This is a genomic window from Qipengyuania rhodophyticola (assembly GCF_042493225.1).
GTDB lineage: Bacteria > Pseudomonadota > Alphaproteobacteria > Sphingomonadales > Sphingomonadaceae > Erythrobacter.
On record NZ_CP170454.1, the window covers coordinates 1,402,722 to 1,415,730 of the forward strand.

The window sequence follows — 13,009 nt, forward strand, 5'->3', positions numbered from 1 at the left end:
CAGGCATGGCTACCGCCGCAAATCTTGAAGATCAGATCCGCTCTATCGACCCCGACGAAGAGCGCGCCTTTATGGATGCGATTGATCGCTGGCTCGAACGAGAAGTGATCCCTGTGATCCAGCACCATGATCACGGTGATATCTGGCCGGAGAAACTGGTTAATCAGATGGCGGAAATGGGCCTGTTCGGCGCGACGATTGGTCAAGAATACGGCGGACTTGGCCTACCAGCGACGACCTATGCCAAGATCGTTATGCGCATTTCCAGCTATTGGATGGCGATCACTGGCATCTTCAACTCGCACCTGATTATGGCGGCTGCGGTTGAGCGGTTCGGCACGCCAGAACAGAAGATGAAGTGGCTGCCCAAATTCGCAACCGGCGAAATTCGTGGCGGCTTGGCTCTGACTGAGCCCAATGCCGGCACCGACCTTCAGGCGATCCGCAGCGTGGCGAAGCGCGACGGCGACGACTATGTCATCAACGGTACGAAAACCTGGATTTCCAACGCGCTCAATGGTCAGTGCTTTGCGATGCTTGTGAAGACCGATCCGGATGCCGATCCGCGCTACAAAGGCATGAGCCTGTTTATTGCTGACAAGCGTGATGGCCTCTCGACCGGGAAGAAGTTCGATAAGCTTGGTTACAAATCCATCGATTCCGCTGAACTCATCATGGAGGACTACCGCATTCCTGCTGATCAGCTGATCGGCGGCGTTGAAGGACAGGGATTCTTCCAAGCCACCGGCGGGCTAGAGCTTGGCCGCATTAATGTCGCCGCGCGCGGCGTGGGCCTTGCTGAGGGTTCCCTGCGTCTCGCCACAGAATATGCCCAGCAACGCGAGACCATGGGCAAGCCGATTGCTCAGCACCAAGCAATTCAGCTCAAGCTGGGTGAAATGGTGACCCGGGCCCGCGCGGCTCGCTTGCTCACGCTTGATGCATCGGAAGCATACGATTCCGGTGAGCGCTGCGACAAAGAGGCTGGGATTGCCAAATATTTCGCTTCCGAAGCAGCAGTTGAAAACAGCCAGGAGGCAATGCGCGTCTTTGGTGGCTATTCCTACTCCAAAGAATATGACATCGAACGATATTACCGCGACAGCATGCTGATGTGTATCGGTGAGGGGACCAATGAAATGCAGCGAATGATCATCGCAAAGCAGCACCTTAAAGAGAACCAGATCTAGGGTAGGGGCGAGGCATGCATCTTCCACTTGCAGGGTTTAGGGTTATCAGTGCCGAACAATACGGCGCTGGCCCCTATGGAACGATGCATCTTGCTCAGCTTGGCGCGGAAGTCATCAAGATTGAGCCGCCGCGCAAGGACGGTAAAGGAGGCGGCGATACTGCGAGAGCGGTAGGCCCGCATTTCTTGAGCGAGGGCGAAAGCCTCTATTTCCAATCCTTTAATCTCAATAAGAAGTCTCTCACTCTCGATCTGCGCAGCGACGAAGGGCAGCAGATTTTCCGCGATCTGGCCGCCAAGAGCGATGTCGTTGCAAACAATATGCGCGGGGATTTGCCTGAGAAGATGGGTCTTAATTATGATGCGCTAAAGGACATAAATCCTGCCATTATCTGCGCGCACCTTTCGGCTTACGGACGCGACAATGAGCGCGCCAAATGGCCAGGTTACGATTATCTGATGCAGGCTGAGGCCGGCTATTGCTCATTGACCGGAGAGCCGGGGGGTGAGCCGCAACGGATGGGGCTTTCGATGGTCGATTTTATGACCGGGACGATCTTCTCGATTGGCCTACTTGCAACGCTCCTTGATGCTCAGCGTACGGGCAAAGGCCGCGATGTCGATACTGATTTGCTGTCCGCTGCCGTGCATCAGACGAGCTATCCGGCTCTGTGGTATATGAATGAAGGCGATGAGACCGCGCGTACCCCGCGCAGTGCGCATCCTACCGCCACCCCTAGTCAAATGTTCAAGGCCTCGGATGGCTGGATGTTTGTGATGTGCCAACTGCCGAAGTTCTGGGACATTCTGGTCGATCGCATGGGCCGCGAAGATCTGCGCGGTGATCCTCGGTTTGCCAGCAATGCAGATCGGCTCGCGCATCGGGGCCTCTTGACCCAATTACTTGACGATGAGTTCTCCAAACAGCCGATGTCACATTGGCAGGATTTGCTTGCAGGCTATGTGCCGGTTGCACCAGTTTATGAGCTGGGCGATGCGCTCGATAATCCTTGGCTGGAAACCATTGGAATGCGCGATAGCGTCGACCATCCTGACCGCGAGAATATCCAAATCTTAGCTAGTCCGATCAAGCTTGATGGAAAGCGGCTGCCCAATCGCGCTGCGCCATTGCTTGGCGCGGATAGCGACGCGATCTTGGGTGATCTCGGCTACGATGAGGCAGCGATTGCCAAATTGCGGGCAGGCGGGATCATTTAAGCGGGTCATGGGTAAGCTCTCTGGCATCACCGTCGTTGATCTGACGCAGTTTCTGCCCGGCCCGATGATGACTGTCATGATGGCAGATCAGGGCGCACGGGTGATCAAGATTGAGCCGCAAGCTGGCGACCCGGCGCGCGCTATGGAGCCGAAAGAGGCGGGTCACTCGGTGTGGTTTGCGAATCTCAACCGCGGCAAGGAAAGCGTGGTCCTCGACCTCAAGAGTGAGGATGGCAAAGCGGCTTTGGCCGATCTATGCCGCGAGGCGGATGTCTTTGTCGAAGGGTTCCGTCCAGGTGTGATGAAGCGGCTCGGTTTCGATTTTGATAGCGTCAAAGAGATCAAGCCGGACATAATCTATTGTTCGATTTCGGCCTTTGGGCAGGAGGGCTCGCTTGCCCATCATCCCGCGCATGACATGGCAGTACAGGCGCTCGCAGGCTTTCTGTCAGTCAATGATGGCGCGGACGGCATGCCGGTTGTTCCCGGCGCACCCAGCGCAGATTTGGCCGCAGGGCTTACCGCATTGTCAGCAGTGCTAATGGCGCTGGTGGGCCGAGGCAGCAGCGGCGAGGGCGCTTACATTGATTGCGCTATGTTCGATAGCCTGCTCCCATGGTGCGCACACACCGCTGGAAGCGCGATTGCGGGCGGTGAAAGCCCAGTGTCCTCGCATCAACGCTCGCTAGGCGGCGCGGGCTTTTATCAAGTCTACGAAACCAAAGACGCAAAACATGTCGCGCTCGGCGGGCGCGAGATCAAATTTGCGCGCAATCTGCTGACCGCGCTTGGCCGCGATGACTTGATCGCCCATGCCGAACGTGAGGCAGGCGAGCAGCAGGAATTGATCGCGTTTTTGCGCGGTGCCTTCGCCGCTCGCACCCGCGATGAATGGGTAGATTGGTTTGCGGATAAGGATGTGGCTTTCGCCCCTGTCCTCAACTTCCGCGAAGCGCTCGGCGAACCTTATATTGCAGAGCGTCAGCTGCTGGTGGAAAGCACAGATGGCGCCCACCATATCGCGCCGCCTATCCGCTTTGCAGGCGAAGATTGGCGGCCGGGTAAAGTACCTGAACTGAATTCAGGGCCGCGCAAAAAATGAGATGTTTAGCTATCGAGGTCGATATGCATCGCGTAAGCGAAGCGATCTCCGGGGTGATGGCTGACCGAGATTTCGTATGCGCTGCTTTTTGGATCGAGATAGCATCGGACAATGCGCAGCACCGGATCGCCTTCGTCAATCTCCAGGAATTTGGCGATGCGGTCATCAGCGGCGATAGCCTGAATGTCTTGTGTGACACGCCCGATTGTCACGCCAGCGGTCCGTTCAATCTGGCTAAACAAAGTGCCAGCAGCCAAGTCCAGCTTGTCGACAGCATCGCCCAGTTTTTCATGAAAATAGGCATCGGTTACCGCGATTGGCGCAGTGTCCGGCGTCTGGCGCCGCACCCCGCGAAAACGCCGCCACGTGCCATCGGTGTTCTCGCCAATCTGTTCCGCGACATGTTGCGGCAAAGATCCAGAATCACGCTCAGAATAGACAACCTCGCTGTCCCGAGCATATTGCAGCAATTCGCCAACATTCGAGAGCGGCTGATGCAAAGCGCCGCCGCGCGCCGCGGCAGGCTGAACCACCGTGCCAGAGCCGCGTTTGCGGGCGATCAGACCCTCAGCCTGCAAGCGTTTCAAGGCTTCACGAACCGTGAAACGGCTGACGTCATATTGCCGGCAAAGCGCGGTTTCTGTGGGGAATTGTTTTCCGTCAGCATAGCGATCGGCCAGAATGGCTTCGCGCAACTCGCCCGCTACTTGCATGTAGCGCGGCGTCTTTCCTTTCAGCGGCGTGGCGGCGTCAGCCAATCTAAACTCCTAGTCCCGGTAACACTCTCAAAAGAGCCCGCTATCTTATGAGCGAACCTCTTCTCTCGCAACTTGCTCATAGGCTAGCGCGCAATGTCTCCGATAGCGAGAAAAAGCGCGCGCGTATGCATTTGCTTGATTGGCTTGCCTGCGTTGCGGGTGCGCGCGATACTGAAGCAGGTCATGTTGGCAGCGCGATTTCGATGAAGGGGTGGGAGCGCGCGACCTATCCCGGCAATGCGCTTGAGATGGATGATGTTCACCGCACTGCTTTGCTGCATCCCGGCCCTGTAATTTGGCCAGCTGCGATGAGTATGGGCAGCGCCGGCATGGATCAGCGGCTCGATGCGGCGGTGCGCGGTTATGAGGCAATGATCGCGATTGGCGCGGCGTGTGATGCGCGTCACTATGCCCATTGGCATCCCACAGCAACGATGGGCGTGTTTGGCGCTGCGGCGGCGTTTGGCTCGCTAATCGGCTTTGCGCCGGTCGAATATGCCAATGCGCTGGGCAATGCCGGGTCGGTGAGCGGCGGGCTATGGCATATGCGCCATGACGATGTGCTGACCAAGCAATGGCATGTCTATCATGCGGTGCGCACCGGGCGCGATGCGGCGCTACACGTACATTATGGCGCGACTGGGCCGCAGGGCATTTTAGAAGGGCCGCAGGGCTTGTTTGCGGCGATGGCCGATGCACCCGGCGAGCTGGCCAGCGACGGGGCTGGTTGGCTGATCGATCAGGTCAGTTTTAAGCCCTTTGCGGCTTGTCGCCATGCCCATCCCGCGATTGATGCAGCAATGGAATTACGCGCGGCTGGTAAGCTTGAGGCTCCCTTTGAAGTCGAGACGTTTAGTGACGCGCTGACATTTTGCGATCGGCCTGAACCCAAGACAGAGCATGAGGCGAAATTCTCACTTCAGCATGCGGTGGCGGTTGTGGCCGATGGCCGTGATGCGAAGCCGGAGGATTTTACTGAGGTCGCAATTGCAGAGCTCGCTGATCTGCGTGCGCAGGTTTCTGTCGCGGAAGATCCGGCGATTACCGCGCGTTATCCAGCGCATTTTGGAGCGCGGGTGAACGGTCATGAGCTGGTCGATACGCTGGGCGATCCGGAGCGGCCGGTTAGCGAAGATCAAATCATCGATAAGATGCACACGCTGGCGAAATGGGGCGGTGTTTCTGAGGCTCAGGCGGCCAAAGCGGTTGAACTGGCTCTGCACGGCGATGACGCAGCGTCTATCGATACAATGGTGGAGGAATGGCTGGCATGAACCGCCCTTCCAAACACACCGCCGATCTGCTCGCATTCTCTGCGGAGGAGCACAGGCTTCCGGGCGATGTGCGCGGTGATGCGATCCGTTTGCTAGGCGACACTTTGGCGATTGGCGCGGCGGCGGTTGATGCGCCGGGTGAGCCGGCTATTCTCGCTACCGCCCGCCAGTTTGGCAGTGGCGAGGAAGCGCGTCTGATCGGCACGGGCGAGCGTCTGCCCGCGCCATCAGCAGCATTTGTAAACGGTTACCGTATTCACTGCCTAGAATGGGATGCGGTGCACGAACCCGCCGTTGTCCACGCGATGAGCGTTGTGACAGCTGCGCTCGGCGCGGCGATTGACCGCAGAGGTGGCTGTGACCCGGAAGAGGCTCTGGCGGCGCTGGCCATCGGGGTCGATATCGCCTCTGGCCTCGGCCTCAGTGTCGACAGCGCAATGAAATTCTTCCGCCCGGCTGTGTGCGGCGTGATGGGCGCAGTGGTCGCAGTCGCGCGGATCGATGGCGCTCCGATCGACGACGCTTTGGGGCTGGCATATTCCAGCGCTGCTGGCACGATGCAGGCCCATGTTGAAGGAAGCGAGACACTGCCTTTTCAAATCGCGAATGCCGCCCGCGCGGCTGTGACTGCGAGCGATCTCGCCAAGGCCAGGTTTTCCGCGCCGAAAGATCCGCTTGAGGGGCCATTTGGATATTATGCTCTGTTCGAGGACGGAATGCTCTCGCGCTACACCAAAGACCTCGGCAAGGTCTGGCGTATCGCTGAGGTGAGCACCAAGCCGTTTCCATCGGGTAGAGCGAGCCATGCTGCGCTGGGTAAGCTTCCCGAACTAGAGCTTGCCCCCGAGCAGATCGACCGGATCGAACTTGCGTGCCCGCCGCTGATCAGGCGGTTGGTTGATCGCCCTTACAGCCCCGAGATGACGCCAGCATGGGCGCGGCTGTGTATGCCGTATCTCACAGCGCTGATGCTGACCGATGGGCGGATTGATCCGCGTCGTTTCACGCCAAGTGATATTGCGGATGCCGAGCTTGCCAAGATAGCTGCCAAGGTGCGCCTGACCGATGATGGCAACCCGGATGGCAATGCGCTGTTCCCGCAATCGCTGACCATCACGAGACTTGATGGCACAGTCGCAAAACACCCTGTTGAGCATACGCTAGGTAGCCCGGAAAACCCCCTGTCTTCCGCGCAAACGCAGGCCAAGCTGGGCCTCGCGCGTGAGCTGGCCCCGGACGACGCTGACCACCGCATTTTTGACAACCCACTTGCCTATTTCACGGACTCCAGATGACATACCCGACCTATTTTGAAGCGCTCGATCACAAACAGATGTTGGCGGACTATCCCGTCGGTGAGGAGTTTGTATCGCGCTATACATCTATGAGCCGGGACGAGCTGTTCGCAGCTCAGGATGCGCAATTTAGACGGCTTATGGTCAAGGGCTGGCAAGTGCCGTTCTACCAACGGCTGTGGGGTGCGCAGGGTATCGAGCCTGGCGACATCAAGGGCTTGGACGATATCACCAAGCTGCCGGTTTATGATAAGTCGGACCTGATGGCCTCAATTGCCGAGTACCCGCCCTATGGCGATTTTCACGGCATGGGCGATGCAAGCACCCGCGATCCGGTTGTATTCCACACCACCAGCGGCACAACGGGAAAACCGCAGGTGCTCATGTTTGGCCCGAAGGGGCGCGAAGTGGGCAATCTGCTTGTCGGGCGGATGTATCGCTGGATGGGGCTTCACAGCGATGACGTGGTTCATTCGGTCTATGGGCACGGGATGATCAATGGCGGGCACTACATTCGCGAAGCGGTGACCAAGTTCACCAATTCGATCTTCCTGTCAGCGGGCACCGGTATCGAAACACGCAGCGTCAATCAGGTACAATTGATGGCTGATTTCGGGGTCACCTGCGTGGTTGGCTTCGTCGACTATATCCGCAAGCTCGCGGGGACAGCGGAAGAGCTGGGCCTGTTCGATCGCATTGATATCAAGATGATCATCGGACACCTCGGTACTGAAGATCGACAGGCGACGGAAGACGCCTGGCACGGCGCAAAGGCCTATGACTGGTACGGCGTGGGCGACACCGGATCTATCGCGGGCGAAGGGCCAGATCGCGATGGCATGTATGTTTGGGAAGACGCGCAATATCTTGAGCTTCTGGGCGTTGATGACGGCGCGGCTGTGGCCAAGGGCGAGACCGGCGATATGGTCGTCACGTGTCTCTACAAGGACGACATCGCGCCGTGTATCCGCTTCAACACGCATGACATCACGCATGAGTTGGACGGGCGCGGTGAGATAGCGTTCAAGCGGATTGCGGGCTTTCGCGGGCGCAGCGACAATATGGTTAAGCTACGCGGGATCAATGTGTTCCCGCATGCCATCGGCGCGATTATTGAGAACCGCAGCGATCTGACTGGTGAATATGTTTGCCACCTCACCCGCGACGCTAGCCAGCGCGATTCCATGCGCGTGACGCTGGAAAGCAAGGGCGGCACAAATGCCGCGGCTTTGTCTGAAACGCTTAAGCAGGGTCTCGGTGTTGAGGTTGACGTCAACCTAGTAGGGCCGGGAGACACAGCCGCGGTGACAGAGATCGACAAGCGGCAGAAGCCGCTGCGCCTGATTGATGAGCGAGGTGTCTGAGAACGCTGTGATGCTCGACCCTTACAATGCCTTTCTCTATCGCGATGACGATGCCGTTGGTGGCTCCGGCGCGCTGTCAGACGTCACTGTGGGCGTGAAGGCGAATATCGCTGTGAAAGGCATGCCGTTTCATGCCGGGATTGGCGCTTGGGAAGATCGGCGGGCAGATGCAGATGCGGAAGTGGTCAAGCGCCTGCGTGACGCGGGAGCGGCCATCGCAGGCATACTCAATATGGAAGAGGGCGCGCTTGGCTCTAAAACCGACAATCCGCATTTCGGACAAACGCAAAACCCGCACAGGGAGGGCTATTCGCCCGGTGGTTCATCGGGCGGCAGTGGCGCTGCGGTCGCGGCGGGGCTATGCGATGTCGCGCTGGGCACTGACACGATGGGTTCAGTCCGCATTCCAGCGTCGCATTGCGGGGTTTACGGCTTTAAGCCCGCGACTGACCGGGTGAGCCAAGACGGGTTGATTCCCGCCGATCCAACACTCGACGCGATTGGCCCGCTTGCGCGCGATCTCAATACGCTGGAGCGCGTCGCACGGGTGATGTCTGATTTTGGCGAAGATGATCGGGATGAAATGGGCGCTACGCTGGTCGACCACGGCGTAGAGATCGACCCGCAAGTCGATGTCGTGTTTCAGCGCGCGCTCCAGGTGCTGGACCAACCTATAGCACACCGACTTTCCTACCCCAGTTCGCGCATTCGCTTCGCAGGATTTGTCGGCGTGTCGAAGTCCATGGCGGGGGATCTCGCTGGCGTTGCAACCTCTGTGCATCTCGCAAAACTGCTGACTTACGGACCTCGCCGAAGCGATGCTGATTGGGCGGAGGACCAGAAGGTTCTCGCGGAAGTAAAGCTGAGCGTGCAGGACATCGTGAATGGCGTTGGATTTTTTTTCCTGCCCACCGTGCCCAATCCGCCATTCCGACACAGTGATGCTGAGCCAACTGCGCAGGCCGACTTTACCTGTCTTGCGAATATCGCTGGATTGCCTGCGATATCGATCCCTGCTGGTTGGACGGATGATGGCCTGCCGATAGGTGTGCAGATTATCGGCGAAGCAGGCGCTGAAGCTGGCCTGTTCCGCATCGCTCGCCAACTTGATGACAAACTTGGCGCCTATCGCGCGCCGCAGACTTAAGGGAGAAACGCCATGCGCATTATCGTTCCGTTCAATCTGAAGCCAGGCACCAACGTCGCCGAATATGAAGAATGGGCCAAGACCAAGGATGTGCCAACAGCGAGCGCGCTGCCATCGGTCACCAGCTTCACGGTGCACAAGGCGACTGGCCTGTTTGGCGATCCCGACACGCCGCCGCCCTATGCCTATTTCGAGGTGCTCGATATCACTGATATGGACGCATTCATTGCGGATGTGTCGGATGAGAAGTTTCAAGAGGCTGCCGCCCCGTTTCAGGTCTATGCCGACGCTCCGCAATTTATCCTGACCGAGGATCTCTAAGGTGGGCAAATTTAGCGGCAAAACCATCGTAGTCACCGGCTCGGGCAAGCAGAAGGGGCTTGGCCAGGGCATCCTGCAAGCATTCGCGGATGAAGGCGCAAACTGCGTCGTCTCCGATCTGGCGATTGATGACGAAGCGGAAGCAGTGGCGGAGGAGCTGCGCGGGCGGGCATCAGCTTCGGGCGCTGAGGTCGCGACGATCCCTTGTGACGTGTCGCAAGCCGAGCAGTGTCAGGCGCTTGTCGCGCAGGCCATCGAGCATTTCGGTGCTGTCGACGTGTTTGTTAACAATGCGGGCATTGGTTTTCTGATGAAGCCTTTGCTGGAGGTCGACACGGCGAAAGAGTGGGATCAAGTCTTATCGGTCAACCTCTCCGGCGCGTTCTATTGCACGCAGGCAGCGGCCCGGGCGATGGTCGACCAAGGCAAAGGCGGGCGGATCATCAATATCGCGTCGCAAGCGGCCAAGACCGGGTTTCCGCATCTGCCCGCTTACGTCTCTTCAAAGCATGGGATGGTTGGTTTGACCCGTGCGAGTGCAGTCGAACTTGGCGCGCATGGCATCACCGTCAACGCCATTTGTCCGAACCACGTCACCACAGGGCTCGGCGCACAACAAAACGAATATTTCAGCAAGCTCTTGGGCTTTGATAACGTCGAGGATTACCTCGCCAATATGAGCGCGAAAAACCCGATGGGCCGTCCCGGGTTGCCCAGTGACACAGCCGCTGCGTGTTTGTGGCTCGCAAGCGATGAGGCCTTCTATGTGACCGGAGAAGCGCTGAACGTGTCTGGCGGCGAGGAGATGCATTGATGCCGCTCACAGAAGAACGCATGGATATGCCGGGCGGCGCGAAGATGGCCCTTTCGGTCGTAGTCAACGTCGAAGAAGGCAGCGAGATGACCATTGCTCGTGGCGATCGCGGGATGGAGCCGGTCGACGAGCTGGGCGTCTTCGTGAAGTCGAAGATGCGCAATTACTCCAATGAGAGCAATTACCAATACGGCATCAAGGCGGGTGCACCGCGCATCGTGAAGCTGCTCAAACGCTATGACATTATGGCGAGCTGGACGGTTGCGGCACTGAGCCTCGAAAACCATCCGGAGATTGCAGAGGCGATTGTGGAGCTGGGCCATGAGCCGGTCAGCCATGGTTGGCGCTGGATCCACCAGTTCAAGATGGATGAGGATCAGGAACGCGAGTTCATCCGCAAGGCCGTGGACAGCATCGAGAAGACCTGCGGCGTCCGGCCCTATGGCTGGCTCTCGCGCTATTTGCTAACTGACGATACTCGCCGGCTGCTTTCTGAAGAGGGCTTTGGTTATCACATGGATGACTATTCCGGTGACGTGCCTTTCTGGGATCGTGAGACGATTCCGGGTAAACCCATGTGTATTGTGCCGTACCAGCTCGACAATAATGATATGAAGATGTGGACTGATCCGGCGCTCACCCCGCATCAATGGCTCGACTATGCCAAGGCCAATTTCGATCAGGTTTACCGCGAAGGCGAGGAAGGCAATCCGAAGATGATGAGTCTGGGGCTCCACCTAAGGATTATCGGGCGGCCCGGCCGGATCTGGGCTCTGGAGGAATTCTTCAAACACGTTCGCGCGCATGACGGCGTCTGGGTGACCACCCGCAAGGACATCGCCGACCATTTTATCGCGGAGAACCCGGCTTGAGCGTGCGCTTAGAGATCGAGGGTCCAGTAGCGCAATTGCTGATCGACCGTGCGGATAAGCGCAATGCTTTCAACATGGCGATGTGGCAGGCCATGCCTGATCTGCTCGAACAGGCTGAGCGCAATTCAGCCGCGCGCGTACTCGTGCTGCGTGCAGCAGAGCCGGGCGCGTTCTGCGCGGGTGCGGACATCAAAGAGCTGCTCGCAAACAAGGATGACGGGGTTTGGCGTTCGGCCAATCAGAAAGCGATTAACACGGTTCAGCACAGACTTGCTCGGCTGAATATGCCCACCCTTGCGTGGGTCGAGGGTGACTGTGTTGGCGGTGGCTGCGGTCTTGCGCTGGCGTGTGACATGCGGCTGGCGAGCAGCACGGCGCGTTTTGGGATTACGCCTGCCAAGCTCGGCCTTGTCTACCCACTGCATGATGTGAAACTGCTTGTCGATCTGGTTGGGCCGGGTCAGGCGCGGCGGATTTTGTACACAGGCGAATTGCTGGATGCAGAGGAAGCGCAGCGGATTGGTTTAATCGAACAGATCGCCGATAGCGCTGATGATGCAATCGCAGCATTGCTCGCCGCCAGCCCGCATTCGATCCGTGAGAGCAAGCGCATGATCCGTTCTGTGCTCGATGGGCAGGCGGAGGAAAGCGAAGAGACAGCTGAAATGTTTGCCCGCGCCTTTACAATGCCCGATTTTGCGGAGGGCACGGCTGCCTTTGTCGAGAAGCGCAAGCCGGAGTTTGGCGAATGAGCATCGCGCATGGCACTATTTTGGGCGGGCTTTCAACCGTTCCGGACCTAGCAGCGGCATTGCGCGGATATCGAGATTGTCTGGGCCTAGAGCTGGTGGGGCAGGGCGCGTTGCCGGCCGATCTTGCGGCAAGCTGGAATTGCCCGGCCAATGCCGGGTCGCCTTATGCTGTGCTGCGGCCCAAGAGCGGTGAACCTTGCTGGTTCCGGCTGGTCGAGCAGCCAGAACATCCCGAGTTCAAGCCCACACGCAGCTTTGGCTGGGCCGCATTTGAATGCACGGTTGAGGATGTCTGGCACTGGCCAAATGTGGTCGAGGACGCGGGCTTCCAGATCGTTGGTCCGCCAAAGAACCTTGAGAATATCGAACCCGCTTTCATCCCGATGCAAGTGCTGGGAACAGGCCGCGAGATGGTTTATCTCAATCAGGTGTTGAACGACATGCCGGGCACCGATCTGCCCCGCGCAGGTTCGCCAGTGGACCGGATTTTCATTGTCGTGCTTGCGACGCCAGACCGTGATGCGAGCGTCAGCTGGTATGCCGATAAACTCGGCTTGACGCGCGGTGCGGACTACACTTTGCCCTATTCGATGATCAACAATGCCTTTGGCCAACCTGCCGATACGCTGACGACGATTACAATGGTGCAGCATGCGAGGATACCGATTGTCGAGGTGGATGACTATCCGGCCGAGGCAACTGCGCGCGCGCGGCATGAGGGCATGTTGCCGCCGGGCAATGCGCTGGTGAGTCTTGCGGTGCGGGATGTCGATAGCTGCGATGTCGATTGGATCACGCCCCCCAAGGTGCGTGATGGCGCTATCTATGAGGGCCGCCGCACCGCCACTGCCCTTGGCGCAGGCGGCGAGCTGATCGAGCTAATCGAGGTGGGTGGATGATTGC

13 protein-coding genes are annotated in these 13,009 nt (G+C 58.5%); 12 read left to right on the forward strand and 1 reads right to left on the reverse strand.

Going from position 1 to position 13,009, the window contains the following annotated elements:
* The first annotated feature begins 5 nt into the window (after nt 1–5).
* Genes ACFCXQ_RS06675 through ACFCXQ_RS06685 form a run of 3 tightly spaced genes read left to right on the forward strand, consistent with a single transcriptional unit; the run spans nt 6 to nt 3,509 of the window.
* Nucleotides 6–1,190: an acyl-CoA dehydrogenase family protein gene (locus ACFCXQ_RS06675; RefSeq protein WP_379554269.1), complete on the forward strand. Its 1,185-nt coding sequence runs from the start codon at nt 6–8 to the stop codon at nt 1,188–1,190.
* A 14-nt stretch (nt 1,191–1,204) separates the two neighbouring features.
* A complete protein-coding gene (locus tag ACFCXQ_RS06680; protein WP_379554271.1) occupies nt 1,205–2,407 on the forward strand; it encodes a CaiB/BaiF CoA transferase family protein in 1,203 nt (400 codons plus the stop codon).
* A gap of 7 nt (nt 2,408–2,414) precedes the next feature.
* Nucleotides 2,415–3,509 (forward strand): CaiB/BaiF CoA transferase family protein, encoded by a 1,095-nt coding sequence (locus tag ACFCXQ_RS06685; protein WP_379554273.1) that lies wholly within the window; start codon nt 2,415–2,417, stop codon nt 3,507–3,509.
* Between the two features lie 5 nt (nt 3,510–3,514).
* Here the strand turns inward: ACFCXQ_RS06685 and ACFCXQ_RS06690 are convergent, their stop codons facing one another.
* Complete coding sequence (locus ACFCXQ_RS06690; RefSeq protein WP_379554275.1) at nt 3,515–4,267, reverse strand: GntR family transcriptional regulator; 753 nt, start codon at nt 4,265–4,267, stop codon at nt 3,515–3,517.
* A gap of 47 nt (nt 4,268–4,314) precedes the next feature.
* Here ACFCXQ_RS06690 and ACFCXQ_RS06695 point away from each other — a divergent pair, with 47 nt between their 5' ends.
* The 9 genes from ACFCXQ_RS06695 to ACFCXQ_RS06735 are packed head-to-tail and all read left to right on the forward strand — an operon-like array spanning nt 4,315 to nt 13,005.
* Nucleotides 4,315–5,541: an MmgE/PrpD family protein gene (locus tag ACFCXQ_RS06695; RefSeq protein WP_379554277.1), complete on the forward strand. Its 1,227-nt coding sequence runs from the start codon at nt 4,315–4,317 to the stop codon at nt 5,539–5,541.
* On the forward strand, nt 5,538–6,836 hold the full coding sequence (locus ACFCXQ_RS06700; RefSeq protein ID WP_379554279.1) for an MmgE/PrpD family protein: 1,299 nt from the start codon (nt 5,538–5,540) through the stop codon (nt 6,834–6,836). The genes ACFCXQ_RS06695 and ACFCXQ_RS06700 overlap by 4 nt, the downstream gene beginning before the upstream one ends.
* Nucleotides 6,833–8,200 (forward strand): phenylacetate--CoA ligase family protein, encoded by a 1,368-nt coding sequence (locus ACFCXQ_RS06705; RefSeq protein ID WP_379554281.1) that lies wholly within the window; start codon nt 6,833–6,835, stop codon nt 8,198–8,200. The genes ACFCXQ_RS06700 and ACFCXQ_RS06705 overlap by 4 nt, the downstream gene beginning before the upstream one ends.
* Nucleotides 8,184–9,347, forward strand: a complete 1,164-nt coding sequence (locus ACFCXQ_RS06710) for an amidase (protein WP_379554283.1) — start codon at nt 8,184–8,186, stop codon at nt 9,345–9,347. Before ACFCXQ_RS06705 ends, ACFCXQ_RS06710 begins: the two co-directional genes overlap by 17 nt.
* A gap of 12 nt (nt 9,348–9,359) precedes the next feature.
* Nucleotides 9,360–9,668, forward strand: coding sequence for an REDY-like protein HapK (locus tag ACFCXQ_RS06715; RefSeq protein ID WP_379554285.1), 309 nt, complete (start codon nt 9,360–9,362; stop codon nt 9,666–9,668).
* Nucleotide 9,669: 1 nt separating this feature from the next.
* Entirely contained in the window at nt 9,670–10,482 is an 813-nt protein-coding gene (locus ACFCXQ_RS06720; RefSeq protein WP_379554287.1) for an SDR family NAD(P)-dependent oxidoreductase, read from the forward strand.
* The gene (locus tag ACFCXQ_RS06725; protein WP_379554289.1) at nt 10,482–11,354 is read left to right on the forward strand and encodes a polysaccharide deacetylase family protein; all 873 of its coding nucleotides are present in this window, start codon (nt 10,482–10,484) and stop codon (nt 11,352–11,354) included. The genes ACFCXQ_RS06720 and ACFCXQ_RS06725 overlap by 1 nt, the downstream gene beginning before the upstream one ends.
* Entirely contained in the window at nt 11,351–12,106 is a 756-nt protein-coding gene (locus ACFCXQ_RS06730) for an enoyl-CoA hydratase/isomerase family protein (protein ID WP_379554291.1), read from the forward strand. The genes ACFCXQ_RS06725 and ACFCXQ_RS06730 overlap by 4 nt, the downstream gene beginning before the upstream one ends.
* Entirely contained in the window at nt 12,103–13,005 is a 903-nt protein-coding gene (locus ACFCXQ_RS06735; protein WP_379554295.1) for a VOC family protein, read from the forward strand. Before ACFCXQ_RS06730 ends, ACFCXQ_RS06735 begins: the two co-directional genes overlap by 4 nt.
* The last annotated feature ends 4 nt before the right edge of the window (nt 13,006–13,009 follow it).